The organism is Rossellomorea sp. GCM10028870 (assembly GCF_042666755.1).
Taxonomy (GTDB): domain Bacteria; phylum Bacillota; class Bacilli; order Bacillales; family Bacillaceae_B; genus Rossellomorea.
Window position 1 is genome coordinate 121609 of the sequence record NZ_JBHTGN010000004.1, and the last position, 21987, is coordinate 143595.

A 21987-nucleotide genomic window follows, 5' to 3' on the forward strand; every position below is an offset into this window, starting at 1 on the left:
TAAACAGGTTAAATATTAATGACATGAAAAGAGATGGAGGGGTAAAGTGGACTTAGAACATATTAAACATTCCTATATAGATCGTTTATTTACAGCTTTTCAAATTTCGAATCGTCATATTCAACAAGATCTGGCTTCCTCATTAAAAGAAATGAACTTAACAGGTCCCCAGTTTTATATTCTTTATCTCCTTTCCACATCGGAAGGAACAAAATCAACGGAACTTGCGGATAAGCTCGATGTAAAACCCAGTGCGATCACGGTGATGATCGACCGTTTACTTAAAAACAATTTTGTTATCCGGGAAAGAGATGAGAAGGATCGCAGAATTGTGAAGCTGGAACTAACCTCTGAAGGACATGAGGTTTTCGAGAAAGGAAAAGCTAAAAGGAAAGAAATTTTTTCAAAGTATCTCGCTTATCTTGATGAAGAAGATGTAAATCAACTGGTAACGATTTACGAGAAGCTCGCTGCAGCTGTTGAGAACAATACAGAAGAATAAGGAGAGAACACATATGTCAGTACAACCAGGGATTAATAAACGCTTAGTGCTAACCGGTTTAATTATCGGGATGTTCTTTAGTGCACTTGAACAAACCGTAGTTGGGACAGCAATGCCAACTATTATCGCTGAGCTAAACGGTTTTTCTATTTTTGCGTGGGTAACCACGGCTTATTTAATTACTTCCACCACTGTTACACCAATCGTGGGGAAACTATCGGATTTATATGGTAGACGTTTATTGTATTTGATTGGGGTCATCATTTTCATTATCGGATCGGGCTTGTGTGCAACGGCCACTTCCATGGAGCAGCTCGTTCTATATCGCGGTCTTCAAGGGATTGGCGGAGGAATGATCATGCCCCTGTCCCAAACGATTATTGGGGATATCTTCACAGCTGAACAGCGTGCAAAGTGGCAGGGGGTATTTGGAGCATTATTCGGATTAAGCTCCGTGATCGGTCCATTTATTGGCGGTTTCATTGTGGACACCATCAGCTGGCACTGGATTTTCTTGATAAACGTACCATTTGGTTTATTATCGGCACTCCTATTGTTCATCGGTTTGAAGTATGAAAATGTAGGACGCCCGACAGATAAGGTAAGCATTGATTACTTGGGGATCATCACCCTGATTCCGGCGTTAGTGCTATTACTGATAGGGTTGAATTTCGGAGGAGACAAATTCGAGAGGACGTCAGGAACTAGCTTTCTGATTTTTGGTGGTGCCATCGTGTTACTGCTTCTGTTTGGTTTCATCGAAAACAAAGCAAAAGAACCAATCCTGGATCTAAGCCTGTTTAAGAATAGAGTGTTTGCGACGACGAATGCGTTAGGTTTCCTTCTTGGTCTGGGAATGTTCGGAGCGATTATGTTTGTACCGATGTTCATGCAGGGTATTCTCGGAGTTACACCAACCCAGGCAGGTTCTACGATGACTCCAATGATGATCGCGATGATTATGGCAAGTATCATCGGAGGCAGATTATTGCTGAAACTGAAATACCGCACCGTCCTTACGGCAGGTATGCTCACTACTGTAGTCGGCTTTTTCTTGATGAGTACGATGGGTCCGGATTCTAAAGAATATACAGCATACTTTTTTATGGTGGTCATGGGATTTGGAATGGGTCTGGTGATGCCAACACTTATGATTGCTGTTCAAAATGAATTTCCTAAGTCCCGATTGGGGGCTGTCACATCATCGGCCACCTTCTTCCGCTCGATCGGTGGAACGATTGGGATTACAGTATTGAACGCCGTTATGAATCAGTCACTTCAAGAGAATATGAAGGAAGTGACGGCACAGCAGGATAATCCAGCTGCAAGTCAAATCCTTGCAGGGTTAAGTGAGAAAACAGATGCCCTGTTCGGCCTGCTTGTCACACCTGGTTTACTGGAAGTTCCGAAAGAGATTGGCAGCATCGTGATTGCTTCCATTGAAACAGCATGGTCTGATGCCTTCACAACTGTATTCTTGACAGGTTTAATCTTTATCGCGATTGGCGTGGGAGTGGCCCTGTCAGTCGGAAATGGAAGAATCAAACGAGATAAAGAGTTGCAGGAAGAAGCGATCAAAGAGGAGACAACGCTTAAACCGGCCACTGAATAATAAGAAAAGCCTGCTTTGGAGTGATTTCAAAGCAGGCTTTTTGTTGGTTTTTCCGGCCTCGGTTGGCATAAGTAAGAATCCTATGCGAGAAAATCGTTATTTTATAGAAAATGATATAATCTTTTTACTCACTTATCAAATAAAAGCTATATTTTACTTGGTTCATAGAAACCTCCGATAGGATAACGGCGAAATTTTCATTTTAACGGCGATATTCCAAATATAACGGCGAAACGGATTCTCACGCCCCTCTATGCCTCGCACCAGAAAGATACCTTTCCCCAAGATCTCTTCTCACTCAGCAGCCTATGAATGCGTTTTGATGAAATTTTCTGAAAATATATTGACAATTTCCAACAGACACGTTATCTTTTGAGTAGATAAATATAACACATAATTACATAAACGAATTAATAACGTTATATAAATATATTTTTATATAGTGACAGGAGGCCGATACGTTGATTTTGCATGAGATTGAAACTGCCAGTCGATCGCAAATGGAACGCCTTCAACTGGAGAGATTACAACATATTGCTGCTTATGTGTATGAACGAGTCCCTTTTTATCGTGAGCAATTTGATCAGAGAGGTCTGAAGCCACAGGATATAACGTCTTTGTCAAACCTAAAAATGTTACCGCTTACAAAAAAGAATGATTTACGGGAGCATTACCCTTTTGGCCTGTTCGCGGTCAAGCGTAAAGAAATGGTAAGGGTCCATGCTTCTTCCGGAACAAGTGGCAAGCCAACGGTTGTAGGGTATACCCAGAACGATATCAACATGTGGGGGGAAATTGTGGCCCGGGCCATTGCCATGGCAGGTGGAAAACCGGGGGACGTCCTGCATAATGCATACGGATATGGACTGTTTACAGGAGGTTTGGGACTTCATTATGGAAGTGAGAAGCTTGGGATGATCACGGTGCCGGTATCAGGCGGAAACATGTCCAGACAAATTACATTATTGGAAGATTTTCAGCCCACGGTCATATGCGGCACGCCATCTTACGTTCTCAATTTAGCAGAATCAATGGAGGCACAGGGGAAGGATCCGGCTTCACTATCCTTGCGATATGGAATATTCGGGGCCGAGCCTTGGTCTAATGCGATGAGAGAAACATTGGAGAGAAAGATGGATATTAAAGCGTGCGACATTTATGGCTTAAGCGAAGTCATTGGACCAGGGGTTGCGATGGAATGTCACCAAGTCCAGGATGGTCTCCATATTGCAGAGGATCATTTTCTCGTGGAAGTTATTCATCCTGATACATTAGAGCCTCTCCCAGAAGGGGAAATTGGTGAGCTTGTGTTTACAAGTTTAACAAAAGAAGCCTTTCCAATCATCCGCTATAGAACCGGAGATATCGCTTCGATTCAGAACGGAACATGCTTATGTGGGCGAACAACGGTAAAGATGTCCAGAGTGAAAGGAAGAGTGGATGACATGCTCATCATCAGAGGTGTGAACGTGTTTCCATCTGAAATGGAACACTTCCTGCTTCAAATAAATGAGCTTGCACCACATTATCAGGTTCACTTAAAGAAGAAAGGGGCACTCGATTTAGTGGAGCTGCAGGTTGAAGTCACAGATGAATGCTTTCAAGGAGTGTCTAACGATTTAAATCATGAACACTTGAATCAATTGGAAGCAAAAGTGAAAAGCCTCATGAAAGATCGTTGCTATGTTTCCATGGATGTGAAAATCAGGGGACCGAAAGAAATCCCCCGTTCAGAAGGGAAAGCCATCCGGATTGTGGATCTTAGAGGAGAAGCCATGTATCAATAAATTTTTTTGAGAAAAAAAGTTATCACACAATAAAGTTCCCGCGTAGTAACTGTGTGATAAAGGAGGAGATACAATGAGTGACGTATTATCAAATCAACAACTGACGGACGAAGAGCGTATGGCTCATTTTATGAGAAAGATTGAAAATGACGAAAAGATCGAAGCGGATGATTGGATGCCGGATGAATATCGAAATGCACTGATCAAGCTGATTTCCATGCATGGGATCAGTGAAATCATGGGGGCACTTCCCGAGAAGGAATGGGTACCGAAAGCACCTACACTAAGAAGGAAGCTTGGAATCATGGCGAAGGTTCAGGACGAGATGGGCCATGGACAGCTTTTGCTTCGTGTAGCAGAAGATTTAATGAAGCCTTACGGGAAAACACGTGAGCACATTATGAGAGATTTGTTTTCAGGAGATTTAAAGTTTCATAACGTCTTTCACATGGAGGCACCTACCTGGGGAGACGCTGGATTGATCGGCTGGCTTGTGGACGGGGCAGCGATCATCACACAGACGAATATGCTCCATGCTTCATACGGTCCATATGCCCGTGCGCTAAAGCGGATTTGTGCGGAAGAAGTGTTCCACGCACAGCATGGTGAAGCCATCATCATGGCCCTGGCAGAAGGAACTCCCGAGCAAAGGGCATTAGTTCAGGATGCAGTGGACCGCTGGTGGGAATCGCTTCTTATGTTCTTTGGACCGGGTGATGCGAAAACGACAGGTTCCTCTAAACAGGACATCACTATTAAATACAACATCCGGACGAAAACAAATGAACAGCTGAGACAGGACTTTTTCACGAAATATGTTCCAAGGATGCTGTCGTTAGGACTGACACTTCCCGATGAGACAATGTATTTCGATGAAGAGCAGGATTTATGGATCTATAAGCAGCCCGACTGGGACCGCTTCAAGGAAATCATTCGGAACAAGGGTCCGAAATCAAAGGATCGCCTTCGTTTAAGAGAACTATCCTACGACAATAATGCGTGGGTTCGGGAAGCATTAAGCCCTAGTGACCAAGTAAGCTAGAAAGGAATGAGTTGGATGTCTGACAAGGGGCAGAACTTTTATCAGGAATTTGAAGTGTTTAGTAAGAGGACGGACGGTGCGCAGATGCAGCATCAATTCAGTCTGTTGGCACCCAACCATGAGCTTGCCATGGTGATGGCTCAAGAGAATTTCATGAGAAGAGAGCCGGTCTCGGATATATGGGTTGTGAAGCGGTCGGACGTCCGGATGATGACACCCGAGGAAAGAGAGAGTGTCGGTCGTCTTGATAATAAAGATTACCGAAACGCCAAAGGCTACGGTTATCTGAAGAAGAAGTGGAGACAGTACGAACAGGAAATGCTGGATGAGAAAGAAATCATGTCATGGGGAGAGTTGGTGAAGAAGAAATGAAAGTGAAAAGTCCAAATGACCTTCCGAACGCAGATTATAAAGAAGCGCTTCTGAGCCTGCTCTATCAACTGGCCGACGATGATTTCATCCTTGCTTACCGCGGTTCTGAATGGCTGGGACTCGCTCCTCATATTGAAGAGGATGTCGCGTTTTCCTCCATTAATCAAGACACGATGGGGCATGCCACCATGTTCTATCAGCTCCTTGAAGAATTAGGGGAAGGGGATCAGGACCATCTGGCACATGGAAGGAAGGCGTCAGAACGCAGAAATGCCATCTTACTGGAAGAAGTGAATGGTCCCGGAAACTACTTACAAGAACCCCGTTACGACTGGGCCTTTGCTGTTGTAAGACATTATTTCTACAGCGTCGCCAAAAAGGTGCGAATTGACTCGTTAAAGAACTCCTCCTATGAACCACTTGCCGAAATGGCGATCAAAATCAACACAGAATTATATTATCACCTGCTGCACTGGAAAACCTGGTTCATTCAATTAATGAATGCCGGCGGGGAAGCAAGGGAGCGAATGAATAAGGCGATTGAACGAGTATTAAATGAATTCCAGGGAGTTCTGACCCTGGGGCCAATGGGGAAAGAAATGTCCCTTATGGCTCTGATCGAAGGAGAAGAAAGCTTAACGAAACGATGGGAGCTGGCCCTTCAACCTGTCTTCCAATCTACTCAACTATCCTTTCCTCCGAATGTAAACATGAAAAAAGGGAATGGTCGCTTAGGTGAACACACCCCTGAACTGGATACGGCACTTTCTACATTAAGCGAAGTCTATAACACAAATCCCGCAGCAAGCTGGTAAAGGATGAAGGAATATGACTGCAACCGTTTTAGAAGTTCTTCAAACAGTGAAAGATCCTGAAATTGATTCCATCAGCATTGTAGATCTTGGAATGGTCAATCGCATACATCACCAGGAAGATGCCCTGATGATTGAACTCCTGCCAACCTTTGTAGGCTGCCCTGCATTGGAAATAATTAAAGGGAATGTGGAGAAGGCGTGTCGGGATCAGCTTGGAATTCAATCCGTGCAGGTTCAGTTCGTTTATTCTCCTCCCTGGACATCAGACAGGTTAACCGAAAATGGCCGGGAGAGACTGAAGGAATTCGGCATTGCACCTCCGCCTGAACAATTCAATGGGGAAGAATATTGGGAGATTCATTGTCCATATTGCGATTCCCCCTATACCTCCATGGAGAATCTGTTCGGTCCCACCGCCTGCAGAAGCATTCTATACTGCAAGCAATGCCGCAACCCGTTCGAAGCCATGAAACCAATATCGACAATGATGTGAAGTATCTATAAAACTACTGAAAATCAAAGGAGAGATTCCACTATGGTAAAACTAATCGCATTGTATAAGCACCCTGAAAACAAAGAGAAGTTCGATGAACATTACTTCAAAACCCACGCTCCGATCACAGCAAAAATTCCTGGCCTTAAAAAGATGGATGTAACGAAAATCGTCGGTTCACCTATGGGCGGAGAAGGCAAATACTACTTAATGTGCGAAATGTATTATGACAATCATGAAGCGATGAAAGCAGCCATGAAATCCGATGAAGGCAAAGCTTCCGGGAAGGACCTTATGGGCTTCGCCGCAGAGTTAGTCACTCTTATGATCGGTGAAGAAGTGAATGAGTAAAGAGTACGAATATATCGTAGTGAGCGAGAGGGACGGACTTGGTTTTATTGAATTGAATAGACCTAAAGTTCTTAACGCCATCAATCGTCCTATGGTATCGGAGTTAGTCAATGCTTTCGAGGCATTCGACCGGAACGACAGTGTAAAAGCAATTGTTTTATCTGGTAGGGGCAGAGCCTTCGCTGCAGGAGCAGACATTGATGAAATGGCGGAAGACGGTGCCATAGATTTAGAGCTCTTGAATCAATTCACGGAATGGGACCGCCTTGCCTGGATCAAGAAACCGATCATCGGGGCGGTCCAGGGGTTTGCGTTAGGGGGCGGGTTTGAGTTAGCTCTTTGCTGCGACATTCTATTCGCTTCTGAGGATGCAAGCTTCGGATTCCCTGAAGTGAATCTTGGAGTCATGCCTGGAGCGGGCGGAACCCAGAGGCTCACCAAGCTGATAGGTAAATCAAGGGCGATGGAATGGTTGTTGTCGGGAGACATGTTTACAGCAACTCAAGCCCTTGAGTGGGGAGTCATCAACCGCGCGATTCCGAAAGAATTATTAATAGAAGAAACAGAGAAATTTGCGAAGAAATTAGCTGCCAAGCCACCGCTTTCCTTGAGATTGATCAAAGAATCTGTTCATAAAGCCGTTGATTCTTCGATTTATGAAGGGATGCAATATGAGCGGAAGAACTTCTATCTTCTTTTTGCCTCTGAAGATCAGAAAGAAGGCATGAAGGCTTTTGTGGAAAAACGCAGACCGGAATTCAAAGGAAAATAAGGGGGCTGCATCATGTTCGAAACCATTAAATATGAAGTGAAAAATAACGTAGCCTGGATTACCTTAAATCGCCCGGATAAACTGAATGCTTTCATTCGTCAACTCAATCTGGAAATCCAAAAGGCCATGAAGGACTCTTCACGAAATGAAGAAGTGAGAGCCATCGTGATTACAGGTGAAGGCCGGGCTTTTTGCTCGGGGCAGGATTTAAGTGAAGTAGATGAATCCATGGATCATGGAGAGGTGCTTAGAAATAATTACGGCCCTATGGTGAAAGAAATTGAGCAGTGTGAGAAACCGGTGATTGCCGCCGTCAATGGAGTGGCAGCAGGAGCGGGATTCAGCCTGGCCCTGGCGTGTGACTTCAGGCTCGTTTCAGAGAAGGCGAGCTTTGTGCAAGCATTTGTTCACGTTGGATTAGTACCGGATTCAGGTAACCTCTATTACTTATCGAAGATTGTTGGCTATGCAAAAGCGCTGGAACTGGCTGTTTTTGGCGAAAAAATAAAAGCAGAAGAGGCTGAAAAGCTTGGCTTGGTCACAAAAATCATCTCTCTCGACCAGTGGCAGGAAGAAACAGCTGCATTTGCCGAAAGAATCGCCGCCATGCCGACGAAAGCAATCGGCTTGATGAAGCGCTTATTAAAGGGAAGCGCGGATCTATCCTTTAACGAATACTTAGAAAAAGAAGCCTGTGCCCAGCGGATCGCAGGTCAGACAGAAGATCATCGCGAAGGTGTGGCAGCCTTCATGGAGAAACGAAGACCAGCCTTTCACGGAAAATAAATCAACCTAAAAGGAGATGGAGTTATGTCTACAGTTAAAGAGCAAAGCTTTGAAGTCCTTGAAATGAAAAGAGAGCATTATTCATTGGTGATCAACGGTCAACGTATGGAAAGCGTTTCGGGTGAAACCTTTACGACGTATAATCCAGCAACAGGTGAAGCCATTGCCACCGTATCACTTGCATCCGCCCAAGATGCTGAAAAAGCGGTTGAAGCAGCGAGAAACGCGTTTGACTACGGTAAGTGGAAGAAGTTCCCGATCAATAAGCGTTCCCGCGTGCTCAATAAAATTGCAGGCATTATGAGATCACGTTTTAATGAACTTGTCTCTCTTGAGATCATGGATAGCGGGAAATCACTATCCGCTGCACAAGGTCAAGTGATGCAAGCGATCGAAGACTTTGAATTCTATGCAGGAGCGATTGTGGGCCATCGTGGCACGGTCAATAATGTACCGGGTCAATTCATGAATGTTGCGGAGAAAGAGCCGGTCGGTGTATGTGCTCAAATCATTCCGTGGAATTATCCATTGATGATGGCAGCGTGGAAAATTGCACCGGCGATTGCTACGGGCTGCTCGGTTGTCGTAAAACCTGCAACTCTTACACCGTTGACAGCCATTGTACTTGGTGAAATTTGTATTGAAGCAGGAGTTCCTGAAGGGGTTGTAAACGTCATTCCTGGTGCAGGTTCCACTGTCGGGAATTACTTAGTTGAGCATGAAAAGGTTGATAAGGTTGCCTTCACAGGGTCAACACCTATCGGTAAAAACATTATGGAAAAAGCGTCCCAAACGTTAAAGAGAGTGACTCTTGAATTAGGAGGGAAATCACCTAATATCGTTTTTGAAGATGCAGATGTTGATGCAGCAGTGGATGGTTCCCTGTTCGGAATCTTCTATAATACAGGTCAGTCCTGTGAAGCACGCTCCAGATTGTATGTACACGAAGATATCTACGATGAGTTCATGGAAAAGTTCGTTGAAAAGACGAAGAAACTGAAACTGGCTGACCCCAACGATAAAGGAACTCATATCGGTGCGATCATCAACCAGGAGCAGCTGGATACGATCGACGGTTATGTTCAATCTGCCAAAGAAGAAGGAGCCACAATCCTGGTTGGTGGAAGTCCTGCAAAAGTAGAAGGTTTCGAAAAGGGCTATTGGTATGAGCCGACCATCATTACGGACGTGAATCACGATATGAAGGTTGTAAAAGAAGAAATCTTCGGACCAGTCGTTGTGGTAATGAAATTCAAAGATGAAAAAGAAGGGATCAAAATGGCCAACGATAGTGAATATGGTCTCGGTTCAGCTGTTTGGACTCAAAACCATGGCCGTGCGACAAGAGTATCGAAAGCGATCCAAGCCGGAATCGTGATGGTGAACTGCCCGTTCTCCGCATTCCCGGGTACTCCATTCGGAGGCTACAAGCAGTCCGGATTCGGCCGTGAGCTTTGCGTTGAAACGCTCGACCTTTACACAGAAACAAAGAGTATCATTTCTTACTTCGGTAACCGTCCGTTAAATCCATTTGGTGTATAAGAAGACATTAACAAGCAGGGGTTGTCCTATCAGGGTCAACCCCTTATTGCAAGAAAGGGGAAACAAAACATGACACAGCATATTGTGGTAGTAGGTTCCGGTGTAATGGGAAGAGGAATTGCCTATGTAAGTGCAGTTGGAGGCTTCCGGACCACACTGGTTGATATTAAACAAGAACAGTTGGATCATGCCAGGAATGAGATTCAGCATATTTTTCAAAAAGGAATAGAAAGGAATAAGCTCACTCAGCAGCAGTACGTAGAAGCAAAAGAGCTTATGAGTTATTCAACGAATCTTTTGATTGCCGTACGGGATGCCGATGTGGTCATCGAAGCCGTTCCGGAAAAGACAGACATCAAGCGTGGCGTATTTGAAGTGCTGGACGCGCATGCCCCGGACTATTGCTACCTGGCAACGAATACCTCCACCATGAGCCCGACTGAAATCGGCTCCTTTACAAAACGGCCTGACAAAGTCATTGCCATGCACTTTTTCAACCCTGTACATAAAATGCCACTCGTTGAAATCGTGAAGGGATTGGAAACAAGTGATGAAACGGCGGAGGTCATCCAGCAAGTTGCCCGCCTGATGGGGAAAGAAACGGTGGTCATCAATGAGTTCCCTGGTTTTGTCACAAGTAGAATCTCTGCCCTCGTTGGGAATGAAGCCTTTTACATGCTCCAGGAAGGACTCGGTTCTCCTGAAGAAATCGATAAAGCGATCAAGCTCGGGTTAAATTATCCCATGGGTCCGTTTGAGCTGGGAGATTTAGTCGGACTGGATACACGATTGAATAATCTTAAGTACCTTCATGAAAAGCTTGGAGAAAAGTATCGCCCGGCCCCTCTTTTAGAAAAGTATGTGAAGGCAGGACGTCTTGGCCGAAAAACTGGTAAGGGCGTTTACGATTACTCGGAAACAATGGAAAAGGAGCACCAGTCATGAGAGAGGTTGTGATTGTCGATGCTGTCCGTACTCCGATTGGAAAGTACAAAGGCTCTTTAAAAGAGGTGCGTCCTGATGATTTGGGTGCACATGTTATTAAAGCCCTCGTCGAACGAAATCCCCTCGTCCCGGTGGATACGATTGAAGAGGTGGTACTTGGAAATGCAAACGGTGCCGGGGAAGACAACCGGAACGTAGCACGGATGTCGACACTCCTGGCAGGCCTCCCAGTTGAAGTCGGGGCTACCACCATCAACCGTTTATGCGGTTCTGGACTGGACGCTGTGAACTATGCGGCTAGAGCCATTTTGGCTAATGAAGGGGATGTTTTTATTGCAGGCGGGACTGAAAGTATGACCCGTGCTCCCTACGTCATGGCAAAGCCTTCAAAGGATTTCCCAAGGGGCAATATGGAAATGTTCGATACGACGATAGGGTGGCGCTTCGTTAATTCCCGCCTGAAAGAAAAGTACGGAACCGATTCTATGCCGGAAACAGCCGAAAACGTGGCAAAACAGTTCGGCATTTCAAGGGAAGAACAGGATCACTTTGCTTACTGGAGCCAAATGAAAGCGAAACGTGCCATGGATGAAGAACGGTTTAAAGGAGAGATTGTTCCCGTCGAATTACGGGACCGTAGAGGGAATATCTCAATCTTCCAGATCGATGAACACCCAAGACCCGATACCAATAGTGACAAACTGCAGAAGCTTAAACCCTTATTCCAAGGAGGAACAGTGACGGCAGGGAATGCATCCGGAGTCAATGATGGTGCATCTGCTCTCTTATTAATGAGCAGAGAGAAGGCTGAAGAATTAGGCGTTACACCGCTGGCCCGCTACATGACATCAGCCACCTCAGGGCTTGAACCTTCAGTGATGGGACTGGGACCGATCTATGCCACACAGAAGGTACTGAAACGGTCTGGCCTTGCCCTGGACCAAATCGGCTTAGTGGAGCTCAATGAAGCATTCGCTGCTCAATCCATCGCCTGCATCAGGGAGCTTGGGCTGAAAGAAGAAATCGTCAATGTGAATGGAGGAGCGATTGCCTTCGGTCATCCCTTGGGAGCAAGTGGAGCACGTATCCTTACCACCCTTCTGTATGAAATGAAAAAGAGAAAGGTACGGTACGGCTTGTCTACCATGTGCATCGGTGTAGGCCAGGGAATCGCGACATTAGTAGAGAATATAGAGTCTTAAGAGCCCAGTTTGTCCAGGGCTCTTTTTGTGATTAGAACATTTGATTTTTAGAAAAGATAGAAGTGAGGTGAGAGAATGGAATTTGAAATCATGACAAAAGAAAGTGAGATTCCATGTCTGGTCGTCGCTGATGAGGACAACGGCAGGTTCATGGTAAGAAAAGCCGACACGAGCGGGGAAGTGTTCAACAGCCAGGAAGAGCTTGTGGAATGGATCGAGACGAATTGGTCAAAAGAGCAGGTTGTAAATACGTATGATTTTGTGAAAATGCTGGAGATGTTGAGGATGTATCATTGAGGGTCGGGCTCTGTAAATGAGCCTGATTTTTTTGTGCTGTAGAAATAGAAAAATCAAGAATATTCATTTATTTTCATAGAATGTTTATGATAATATATAAACTAAACGTAAATTAAACGTCATAAACAAACGGAATATATCTAAAGGAGAGGCACCGATGAATACACGATCAATGATCTTTACACTATATGGGGATTATATACGACACTATGGCAACAAGATATGGATTGGCAGTTTGATTCGCTTGCTTAATGAATTTGGTCACAACGATCAAGCGGTCCGGGCAGCTATTTCGAGAATGAATAAGCAAGGTTGGGTTCAGGCAGAGAAACAGGGGAACAAAAGCTACTACTCCCTGACTGAACGCGGAGTGACCCGTATGGAAGAAGCGGCAAAGAGGATTTTTAAGCTCAAACCCGAACAATGGGACGGTAAATGGAGAATCCTTATGTACTCGATTCCTGAAGAGATTAGGAGCATCCGGGATGAACTGAGAAAGGAACTGGTTTGGAGCGGATTCGGAACTCTTTCGACGAGCACGTGGATTTCTCCCAACAATCTAGAAGTACAAGTACAAACCCTAATTGGAAAATACGATATTAAAGAATACGTCGATTTCTTCATTGCTGGATATGAAGGGCCCAATGAGAATCAACGATTGATCGAGAAAAGCTGGGACCTTAAAGAAATCAATGACCGCTACCAGGAATTCATTTCTCACTACAGTCAAAAATACATGATTGATAAAAGTAAAATCGGAAAAGGACAGATGAGCGATGCTGAATGCTTCGTTGAACGAACGAAGCTTGTCCATGAATACCGCAAATTCCTTTTCGTCGATCCAGGCTTACCAGAAGAGCTGTTGCCTGAAAAGTGGCTGGGAGCACACGCAGCCTCCCTGTTCGGAGAATACTACAAAGAACTCGCAGAACCAGCCTCCCGTTTCTTCGAAAGTGTCTTCGAAGACGGAAACGAGCTAAAAAACAAAGACCAAAGCTACAACGTCATGACCCATCCATTATTACTAGACTGACAAAAAACCACTTGCTGCTTCGGCAAGTGGTTTTTTTGAGGGACGGACCTCCGGAATCTACAAAATATATACTTGTCTAACAATTCCAAAAAGTATAACATTAATTTAACGAAGGGGGATTTTTATGAATAACCTATCCGAACTATTACATATAAAATATCCAATTATTCAAGGGGGAATGGGGAACATCAGCAATGCCCAGTTGACCGCAGCCATCTCGGAAGCCGGGGCACTCGGTACGATCGGAGTCGGAACGATGAGTATGGAGGAAGTGGAAGGGATTGTTGTTGAAACCAAGAAACGAACAAACAAGCCATTCGCATTAAACATCCCGATCTCCATCACCCCACACCTGCAGGAAATGATTCGCATAGTGGTGACTCATCGAATACCAGTCGTTTCCCTGTCAGCTGGAAATCCCGCCCCACTCATCCCGTACTTTCATGAGCACAATGTTAAGGTGATTTGTGTCGTCGCATCTAAAAAGCAGGGAAAGAAAGCGGAAGACGCAGGTGCAGATGTGATCGTGGCGGAAGGTTATGAGGCTGCCGGGATCAACTCCAATCTGGAAACGACAACGCTTGCCCTAATTCCACAACTCGTGGATACCGTGGACATTCCTGTGGTCGCAGCAGGAGGAATAGGTGATGGAAGGGGACTCGCTTCCATGCTCGCGCTAGGTGCCAGTGGTGTGCAAATGGGAACGAGGTTCATTGCTACACAGGAAGCTCCTTTTCATGAAAACTATAAATCGACACTAGTGGAAGCAAAAGATGATAGCACGATCATCGTCGGGCGTTCTATCGGAAGGGTAAGAAGGGTCATGAAAACGCCTTATGCTGCACAACTGATTCAAAAAGAACAAGAGGGGGTCGAACTTGAAGAGTTCAGTCAAATGACCTCGGAGGATTATCATCGTGTAGGGGCACTTGAAGGCAAGCTGGATCAAGGCTTTATCAACGGAGGGCAGGTGTCTGGCCTTGTGTCAGATGTTCCGACTGTGAAGGAACTGGTAGAGAGAATGATAAATGATGCCCAGGGGATTTTTAGGAAGCTTTCGGGCAGCGGTGTGGAATCTTAATAGATTGTTGTGAAAGGCGCTTTTCCTTAATTGGGAAAGTGTCTTTTTTATGGTGGTGTTCACAATTTGGCACAAGTTTTGGTGAAAGTGGCACAAGTTTAGTAGATTTCAGCACAACAGTATGAAAAGAAGAGCGTGAAGTAGAAAAACTATAGCAAGAAACTATCGAATATCCAGGATAATTGGAGTCCTTCAGAAAAATTTCCCCCGAATCCCTCTAGAAATCACTGCTAATACCGACTATACTAGTATTAATTTTTAAATTTTCGGAATATTATTGACTATTTTGTGACAGGAGTGATAATATAACGTTGTATTTACGCTGAAGATCATTTTTATCATACTTGGGTTTGCTAGTCTACTAGACTACTGATCATAAATTAGGAAGAGAAAAAGGGGGATTTCTGTGAAGAAGAAGAGTTTATTACTTGTTGTCATCTCAATGATGCTGGGAATGCTGGTTTTAGCGGGCTGTGGTAGTGATACAAGCTCAGGTGGAGGAGATGGTGAAAAACAATATGTTATCGGGGTAACCCAAATTGTGGAACATCCGTCTTTAGATGCAGCGTTTGAAGGTTTTAAGAAAGCTTTAGCTGAAAATGGCCTTGAAGAAGGTAAAAATGTGAAGTTTGATGTTCAAATTGCTCAAGGGGATCCTACAAATTCACAAACGATTGCCAAGAACTTCGTTGGTGATGGCGTCGACCTCATCTTTGCAAACTCAACCCCAAGTGCTCAGCACGCATTAAATGCTACAAAGGAAATTCCAATCGTGTTCACGTCAGTGACTGATCCCGTTGGTGCTGAATTAGTGAAATCCTTCGAGGAGCCTGGTGAGAATATCACAGGAACCACAGATACTCATCCTGAAGCAATCTCTAAGACAATTTCATTTATTACAGATGAAATGAAAGCGAAAAATATTGGTGTTATTTATAACTCAGGTGAACAAAACTCCGTTGTACAGGCTGAAGAAGTGAAAAAGCTTGCTGAAGAAAAGGGAGCAAAAGTTGTTGAAGCTTCTGTATCTACGTCAGCTGATGTAAAGCAAGCGGCAGAATCACTGGTAGGTCGTGTGGATGCGATTTACGTTCCTACTGATAATACGGTAGTATCTGCATTGGAATCAGTCATCAGTGTCTCAAATGATAAAGATATTCCTTTATTTGTGGGTGAACTGGATTCAATGAAAAAAGGTGCGATTGCAGCTAGTGGATTCAGCTACGAAGATCTTGGGTACGAAACGGGATTGATGGCTGCAAAAATTTTAAAAGGTGAAAAGAAACCTTCTGAAATCAATGTTGAGTATCCAAAGAATTTTAAGTTAATGATCAATAAGCAAGCTGCTGAAGAGCAAGGTGTAGAAGTCCAGGATGCATGGTCTGATTTAGGAGAGTTTTACGAAGAGAAATAAGAGAGGATGATGATTCGTGCCAACAGCAATATTCGCATCCTTTGAATCTGGAATCATTTACGCTATTATGGCCCTCGGAGTCTACTTGTCCTTTCGGATATTGGATTTTCCTGATTTAACAGTCGATGGCAGCTTCGTTACGGGAGCCGCTGTCGCTGCCACCATGATTGTCAGTGGCGTAAATCCAGTCATCGCAACCATTACAGCGATTGTCATCGGATTTGTTGCAGGATGTATAACAGGATTACTTCACACATTTGGAAAGATTAATGCCTTATTATCAGGGATTTTAATGATGATTGCTCTTTATTCAATCAATCTCAGGATAATGGGACGATCGAATGTACCTTTACTTAGTCAGGATACTGCTTTTACAGGGGTGGAAGGATTCTGGTCACCACTCGGGATCGATGCCGCTCTCAATAAATTGTGGATGGCGGTCGGACTCGGGGAGCCTGTACCGGGAACATGGAGCATTTTATTCATCATGACGATCATTACCCTTGTCATTAAATTTTTAACGGATGGCTTTTTGAAAACGGAAGTTGGATTGGCCCTTAGAGCGACAGGAGATAATCAGCGAATGATCCGCAGCTTTTCCGCTAATACGAATCTAATGATCATTCTTGGCTTGGGAATCTCGAACGGGATGGTTGCACTATCCGGTGCGTTGATTGCTCAGTATAGCCGTTTTGCAGATGTTGGAATGGGTATCGGGATGATTATCATTGGACTTGCTTCCGTCATCATTGGAGAAGCCCTATTTGGAACGAAAACAATCGCCCGTACTACATTGGCTGTCATTGGAGGAGCGATCATCTACCGATTGGTCGTTTCCATGGCACTTCGTGTCGATTTCCTGGAAACGGGAGATATGAAGCTGATCACGGCGACAATCGTGATTCTTGCACTTGTGATGCCTAAAGTGATGGATCGCTACAAGGATAAGAAACGAAAAGCTCAGCGAATGGCAGAACGAATAAACAAGGCTCCTATCACAGATGGAAAGGGTGAGAGCGGTGTTACAATTAAATAGAATTCACAAAGTATTTAATGAAGGGACACCTGACGAAAAAATCGCCCTTGATGACATCCAGCTGACTCTGAAACCAGGGGATTTCGTCACTGTGATTGGAAGTAACGGAGCTGGGAAATCGACATTGATGAACATCGTTTCAGGTGTGCTTCTGCCAGATATCGGAAATGTTCTCATCGATGATCATGACGTCTCGAAGGTTTCCGAGTATAAACGATCAAAGCTCATCGGTCGCGTGTTCCAGGATCCCATGGCAGGAACGGCGCCTTCCATGACCATAGAAGAAAACCTGGCTATGGCGTATTCACGAAATCGTACGCGTACCTTTAAAATGGGGGTAACCAAAAAACGGAGAGTGTTTTTCAAAGAAGTACTGGAAACTCTTCACTTAGGGTTAGAAAACCGATTGAATGCAAAGGTAGGATTATTATCAGGCGGGGAAAGGCAAGCGCTCTCTCTACTGATGGCGACATTTACCGAGCCGTCGATCTTATTGCTGGATGAGCATACGGCGGCATTGGATCCTGCTAGAGCTGATCTGATTACAAACCTGACAAAAGAGATTGTAGAGAAGTATAAGCTCACGACCTTAATGGTTACCCATAACATGCAGCAGGCGCTTGACCTTGGCAACCGATTGATCATGATGGATAAAGGTCAAATCATATTAGAGGTAAATGAAGAAGAGAAGAAGCACCTCACAGTCGAAGGACTTCTACATGAATTCCAACGGATCCGTGGAAGCAAACTCGCAAGCGACCGGGCACTTCTTTCATAAGATTAACAACCTTCTACAAAAAGCAACGGGACTTTGTTCCGTTGCTTTTTTGTGTTTAGAATATTTTAATTGTTTATCTAGAAAAGGGAGTCGTCTAGCTCCGGCGGCTAGAGGCTCGAGGTCATAAGGTGAACCTGCCAAAAAGGCAAAGAACGCGCCTTTCCGGCAGGTTCACCTTATGCTTGTCGCCTCTGAGCAAGCCGCCTTCGCATTTGAGTGGGGGACGGACCTTCGGCTTCGCCGATAGGTCCGTCCCTCTGCATAAATTATATTAATATAATATTTTAAATTTTAACAATTTATTGACTATTTATAAAACAAAATGTTATTATATCGTTGAATTAACGTTATATAAAAATATATAATTTGTTGGTTTAAAGGGGGAAAGCAATGAAGTCTGGATTAGCAGAAGGACATACGGCAGTCGTCACGACAGAAGTAATCCCCAGCATGTATGCCCAGTTTGAAGGAAACGTCGTACATCCTGTGTATTCAACCGTCTCGATGGTTTACCACATGGAATGGGCATCGAGAAAAATCATTCTACCCTATTTAGAAGAACATGAAGAAGGTATGGGAGCCAAAGTGAACGTTGAGCATATGGCTCCGGCGAAAATCGGTTCCTCTCTTGAAATTAAAGCGAGCGTTATTAAATATGAACGAAATATCATCGTAACCGAAGTGACTGTCAGAGATAGAGAGAGTGACAGACTCATTGGAAAAGGTGAAGTAAAGCAAGTGGTCCTGCCAAAAGAAAAAATCAAAGAAAGAATAAAAGAAAACTAGTTTTGACCACTTCTTGAATAAGAATGTAAAAGGAGGAAGCTTTAGTGCCTAACGTAACGACAAAAATGAAAGCGGTTCCAACAAGAGAGCTTGTGGGGGGAATAGAAATGGATATGTTTCAGAAAATACAAAATCATGAGCAGGTTGTATTCTGCAACGATGAAGAAACAGGACTCAAAGCCATCATCGCCATACATAATACCACTCTCGGCCCTGCACTGGGCGGATGTCGAATGAGACCTTATGCATCAGTGGATGAAGCATTGGAGGACGTTTTACGTTTATCAAAAGGAATGACTTACAAATGTGCCGCGGCCGATGTGGACTTTGGAGGAGGAAAAGCGGTTATTATCGGGGATCCTGAAAAAGACAAACATCCGGAACTGTTCCGTGCCTTCGGTCAATTCGTTGAATCCCTTAACGGACGATTCTATACAGGGACAGACATGGGGACCACGCCTGAAGATTTTGTTTATGCATTAAAAGAAACGAATTGTATTGTAGGCGTTAATGAAGAGTACGGAGGTAGTGGAGATTCATCCATCCCGACTGCCATGGGAGTGATCTACGGCTTGCAGGCAACCAACCAAAACGTGTGGGGTTCAAAGGATCTTCATGGAAAAAGCTACGCCATTCAAGGGTTGGGAAAAGTGGGATATAAGGTAGCCGAGCGTCTACTGGAAGAGGGAGCGGACCTCTACGTAACGGATATTAGCCAGAAATCCATCGATCAGTTGGTTTCCAAGGCGAAAAGTATGGGAGCAGCGATCAAGGTCGTAGGCGGGGATGAAATCTACTCAGTTGATGCGGATGTATTCATACCATGTGCAATTGGCGGGATCATCAACGATCATACGATTGATCAGCTGAAAGTAAAAGCGGTTGTAGGATCTGCCAACAACCAATTATTGGACCTGTCTCATGGAATGCAGCTGCATGAAAAAGGGATTCTTTACGCACCTGATTATATCGTCAATGCAGGCGGATTGATTCAAGTAGCTGACGAATTATACGAACCTAACAAAGAACGCGTACTCCAAAAAACAAGTGCCATCTATAACAGCCTCCAGAATATTTACCTGCAATCAGAAAACCAGCACATGACCACAGTCGAAGCAGCCAATCGTTTCTGTGAAGACCGCATTCATTCACGCACAAGAAGAAACAGCTTTTTCTCCCACGCAAAACGTCCGAAATGGTCGGTTAGGACATAAAAAAGCAAATCAAGAGTTTACCGTAACGACAAAAAAGCACCACAAGAGGTGATGAAATGATCGAGGAATTTAAATTGGTTCAGGTAATTGATCAACAAGGAGAATTACTTCAATGGGAGTATGAAAAGGATATTTCAGAAGACTTGGCCCGTACATTTTATCGGCATTTAATCAGGATCCGTACCTTTGATAGGAAGGCGGTGAGTCTCCAACGTCAGGGAAGGATCGGGACGTATGCTCCTTATGAAGGACAGGAGGCGTCCCAGGTGGGGAGCGCACTTGCCCTAAAGGACAAAGACTGGTTATTCCCATCCTATCGTGATCATGGCGCAACCATGACATTCGGACATTCCCTGCTTCATATCCTCCTATTCTGGAAAGGCCGGAATGAAGGATGTGTGCCCCCGGAAGGAAAGAATATTTTCACTCCCGGTATTCCGATAGCGACCCAGCTTCCACATGCGGTAGGGGCGGCTTATGCGGAGAAGAGAAAAGGAACACGTAATGCAGCTATTGTTTATTTTGGAGATGGTGCCACTTCAGAGGGTGATTTCCATGAAGGATTGAACCTGGCAAGCGTCTGGGAGGCCCCGGTTGTCTTTTTTAATCAAAATAACCACTATGCCATATCCGTTCCCATGCACAAGCAAATGAAAACGAAAACCATTGCCCAGAAGGCTCTTGCCTATGACATTCCAAGTGTTCGAATCGACGGCAATGATATTTTTGCTGTTTATTTTGAAACGTTGAAAGCATTGGAGAGAGCGAGAAATGGGGACGGACCTACCTTGATCGAGTCCGTGACGTGGAGATATGGTGCCCACACGACTGCCGATGATCCGACCAAATACCGTGATCAGCTGGAAAGTGAGAGCCGTCGCAGGGAGAACGATCCTGTTGATCGCTTAACGAGATTCATGAAGCATAAAGGCTGGATCGATGAAGAGTGGATGACGTCTGTTCAAAAGGAATGTGCGAAGGAAGTGGATCTTGCCGTCGAGGAGTTAGAAGCCTATCCAGCAGCAGATCCGAGTGTGATCTTTGATTATGTGTTTGCCACCCCAACGTGGACGATTCAAGAACAAAAAGAAAAGCTCCTTGAGCTATTGAGAGGTGAGTAGAATGAGCACCTTAACAAAGATGAAGACGCTGACGATGGTTCAAGCCATCACGGACGGTATGAGGGTGATGCTTGAGGAAAACGAGGATGTCCTATTGATGGGTGAAGACATCGGAACGAATGGTGGTGTGTTTCGGGCAACGGACGGTCTTCAACAGGAATTTGGGGAAGACAGGGTTCTCGATACACCTTTAAGTGAAGCAGGGTTTATTGGAGCGGCTATTGGTATGGGGTTAAACGGTTTTCGTCCTGTAGCTGAGGTCCAATTTCTGGGGTTCATCTATCCAGCATACGAACAAATCATGACCCATGCTTCCCGGTTGCGTTCCCGTACTCTTGGTCATTTCACCTGTCCATTGGTGATACGCGCTCCTTATGGTGCTGGAGTCAGAGCCCCTGAAATTCACTCCGATAGCACGGAAGCGCTATTTACACATATGCCGGGAATTAAAGTCGTTTGTCCCGCAACACCGTATGATGCGAAGGGACTGTTGATTGCTGCCATTGAAGATCCGGATCCCGTTCTCTTCTTGGAGCCTATGAGATGCTACCGATCTTCACGTGAAGAAGTACCGGAGGAAAAGTATACGGTGGAAATCGGGAAAGGAAAAGTAGTCAAGGAAGGTGAAGATGTCACGATCATCGCATGGGGGGCCATGGTGAAGATAGCTGAGGATGCTGCTAAGGAAGCGACAGGTAAAGGCATTTCCTGCGAAGTGCTTGATCTAAGGACACTCTATCCCCTGGATAAGGACCTCATTTCAAGTTCTGTCCAGAAAACGGGAAGAACCGTGATCGTCCATGAAGCCCATGCCACCGGTGGAGTCGGAAATGATGTGCTGGCGATTATCAATGACACATCCTTTTTATATCAAAAAGCGCCGACTGAACGGGTGACTGGATTCGATACCCCTGTTCCTTATTTCGGATTTGAAGATTTCTATCTACCTGACAGCAAACGTGTATTAGCTGCAGTGGAAAAAGTAGCACGCTATTAGACAAGGAGG

23 protein-coding genes are annotated in these 21987 nt (G+C 44.7%); all 23 read left to right on the forward strand.

What is annotated here, in order from left to right; all coding sequences use genetic code 11:
- Positions 1–46 precede the first annotated feature (46 nt).
- The 23 genes from ACFQWC_RS16890 to ACFQWC_RS17000 all read left to right on the forward strand — a co-directional run bounded on the left by ACFQWC_RS16890 (position 47) and on the right by ACFQWC_RS17000 (position 21978).
- Positions 47–502: a MarR family winged helix-turn-helix transcriptional regulator gene (locus tag ACFQWC_RS16890; protein WP_299741394.1), complete on the forward strand. Its 456-nt coding sequence runs from the start codon at positions 47–49 to the stop codon at positions 500–502.
- 13 nt (positions 503–515) lie between these two features.
- A complete protein-coding gene (locus ACFQWC_RS16895) occupies positions 516–2114 on the forward strand; it encodes an MDR family MFS transporter (protein ID WP_377108611.1) in 1599 nt (532 codons plus the stop codon).
- Between the two features lie 461 nt (positions 2115–2575).
- Positions 2576–3901, forward strand: a complete 1326-nt coding sequence (locus ACFQWC_RS16900; protein ID WP_377108613.1) for a phenylacetate--CoA ligase family protein — start codon at positions 2576–2578, stop codon at positions 3899–3901.
- A 73-nt stretch (positions 3902–3974) separates the two neighbouring features.
- Positions 3975–4943 carry a 1,2-phenylacetyl-CoA epoxidase subunit PaaA gene (gene paaA, locus ACFQWC_RS16905; RefSeq protein ID WP_299741397.1) on the forward strand — a complete coding sequence of 323 codons (969 nt, stop codon included), beginning with the start codon at positions 3975–3977 and terminating at the stop codon, positions 4941–4943.
- 15 nt (positions 4944–4958) lie between these two features.
- The gene (paaB, locus tag ACFQWC_RS16910; RefSeq protein WP_113968566.1) at positions 4959–5315 is read left to right on the forward strand and encodes a 1,2-phenylacetyl-CoA epoxidase subunit PaaB; all 357 of its coding nucleotides are present in this window, start codon (positions 4959–4961) and stop codon (positions 5313–5315) included.
- Positions 5312–6130, forward strand: a complete 819-nt coding sequence (gene paaC, locus ACFQWC_RS16915; RefSeq protein WP_299741398.1) for a 1,2-phenylacetyl-CoA epoxidase subunit PaaC — start codon at positions 5312–5314, stop codon at positions 6128–6130. Before paaB ends, paaC begins: the two co-directional genes overlap by 4 nt.
- A 13-nt stretch (positions 6131–6143) precedes the next feature.
- Positions 6144–6623: a 1,2-phenylacetyl-CoA epoxidase subunit PaaD gene (gene paaD / locus ACFQWC_RS16920; protein WP_299741399.1), complete on the forward strand. Its 480-nt coding sequence runs from the start codon at positions 6144–6146 to the stop codon at positions 6621–6623.
- Between the two features lie 42 nt (positions 6624–6665).
- Positions 6666–6974: an EthD family reductase gene (locus tag ACFQWC_RS16925; protein ID WP_377108617.1), complete on the forward strand. Its 309-nt coding sequence runs from the start codon at positions 6666–6668 to the stop codon at positions 6972–6974.
- On the forward strand, positions 6967–7746 hold the full coding sequence (locus ACFQWC_RS16930) for an enoyl-CoA hydratase/isomerase family protein (protein WP_299741400.1): 780 nt from the start codon (positions 6967–6969) through the stop codon (positions 7744–7746). Before ACFQWC_RS16925 ends, ACFQWC_RS16930 begins: the two co-directional genes overlap by 8 nt.
- A gap of 12 nt (positions 7747–7758) precedes the next feature.
- Complete coding sequence (locus tag ACFQWC_RS16935) at positions 7759–8532, forward strand: enoyl-CoA hydratase-related protein (RefSeq protein ID WP_299741401.1); 774 nt, start codon at positions 7759–7761, stop codon at positions 8530–8532.
- Between the two features lie 24 nt (positions 8533–8556).
- Positions 8557–10074 (forward strand): aldehyde dehydrogenase family protein, encoded by a 1518-nt coding sequence (locus ACFQWC_RS16940; RefSeq protein WP_377108619.1) that lies wholly within the window; start codon positions 8557–8559, stop codon positions 10072–10074.
- Positions 10075–10143: 69 nt separating this feature from the next.
- Positions 10144–11019 (forward strand): 3-hydroxyacyl-CoA dehydrogenase, encoded by an 876-nt coding sequence (locus ACFQWC_RS16945; RefSeq protein ID WP_299741403.1) that lies wholly within the window; start codon positions 10144–10146, stop codon positions 11017–11019.
- Positions 11016–12221 carry a thiolase family protein gene (locus ACFQWC_RS16950; RefSeq protein WP_299741404.1) on the forward strand — a complete coding sequence of 402 codons (1206 nt, stop codon included), beginning with the start codon at positions 11016–11018 and terminating at the stop codon, positions 12219–12221. The genes ACFQWC_RS16945 and ACFQWC_RS16950 overlap by 4 nt, the downstream gene beginning before the upstream one ends.
- A gap of 75 nt (positions 12222–12296) precedes the next feature.
- Positions 12297–12518, forward strand: coding sequence for a hypothetical protein (locus ACFQWC_RS16955; RefSeq protein WP_299741405.1), 222 nt, complete (start codon positions 12297–12299; stop codon positions 12516–12518).
- 157 nt (positions 12519–12675) lie between these two features.
- A complete protein-coding gene (paaX, locus tag ACFQWC_RS16960) occupies positions 12676–13551 on the forward strand; it encodes a phenylacetic acid degradation operon negative regulatory protein PaaX (RefSeq protein ID WP_299741406.1) in 876 nt (291 codons plus the stop codon).
- 124 nt (positions 13552–13675) lie between these two features.
- Positions 13676–14632 (forward strand): NAD(P)H-dependent flavin oxidoreductase, encoded by a 957-nt coding sequence (locus ACFQWC_RS16965; protein ID WP_377108623.1) that lies wholly within the window; start codon positions 13676–13678, stop codon positions 14630–14632.
- A gap of 442 nt (positions 14633–15074) precedes the next feature.
- Positions 15075–16046 carry an ABC transporter substrate-binding protein gene (locus ACFQWC_RS16970; RefSeq protein ID WP_044339235.1) on the forward strand — a complete coding sequence of 324 codons (972 nt, stop codon included), beginning with the start codon at positions 15075–15077 and terminating at the stop codon, positions 16044–16046.
- A 16-nt stretch (positions 16047–16062) separates the two neighbouring features.
- A complete protein-coding gene (locus ACFQWC_RS16975; RefSeq protein WP_299741408.1) occupies positions 16063–17082 on the forward strand; it encodes an ABC transporter permease in 1020 nt (339 codons plus the stop codon).
- Entirely contained in the window at positions 17066–17860 is a 795-nt protein-coding gene (locus ACFQWC_RS16980; RefSeq protein WP_299741409.1) for an ABC transporter ATP-binding protein, read from the forward strand. Before ACFQWC_RS16975 ends, ACFQWC_RS16980 begins: the two co-directional genes overlap by 17 nt.
- Before the next feature lie 390 nt (positions 17861–18250).
- Positions 18251–18646: a thioesterase family protein gene (locus ACFQWC_RS16985; RefSeq protein WP_341357304.1), complete on the forward strand. Its 396-nt coding sequence runs from the start codon at positions 18251–18253 to the stop codon at positions 18644–18646.
- Between the two features lie 107 nt (positions 18647–18753).
- Positions 18754–19860 (forward strand): Leu/Phe/Val dehydrogenase, encoded by a 1107-nt coding sequence (locus ACFQWC_RS16990; RefSeq protein WP_299742626.1) that lies wholly within the window; start codon positions 18754–18756, stop codon positions 19858–19860.
- Positions 19861–19916: 56 nt separating this feature from the next.
- Positions 19917–20981: a pyruvate dehydrogenase (acetyl-transferring) E1 component subunit alpha gene (pdhA, locus tag ACFQWC_RS16995; RefSeq protein ID WP_299741411.1), complete on the forward strand. Its 1065-nt coding sequence runs from the start codon at positions 19917–19919 to the stop codon at positions 20979–20981.
- A 1-nt stretch (position 20982) separates the two neighbouring features.
- Positions 20983–21978, forward strand: a complete 996-nt coding sequence (locus tag ACFQWC_RS17000; RefSeq protein WP_299741412.1) for an alpha-ketoacid dehydrogenase subunit beta — start codon at positions 20983–20985, stop codon at positions 21976–21978.
- Positions 21979–21987 lie beyond the last annotated feature (9 nt).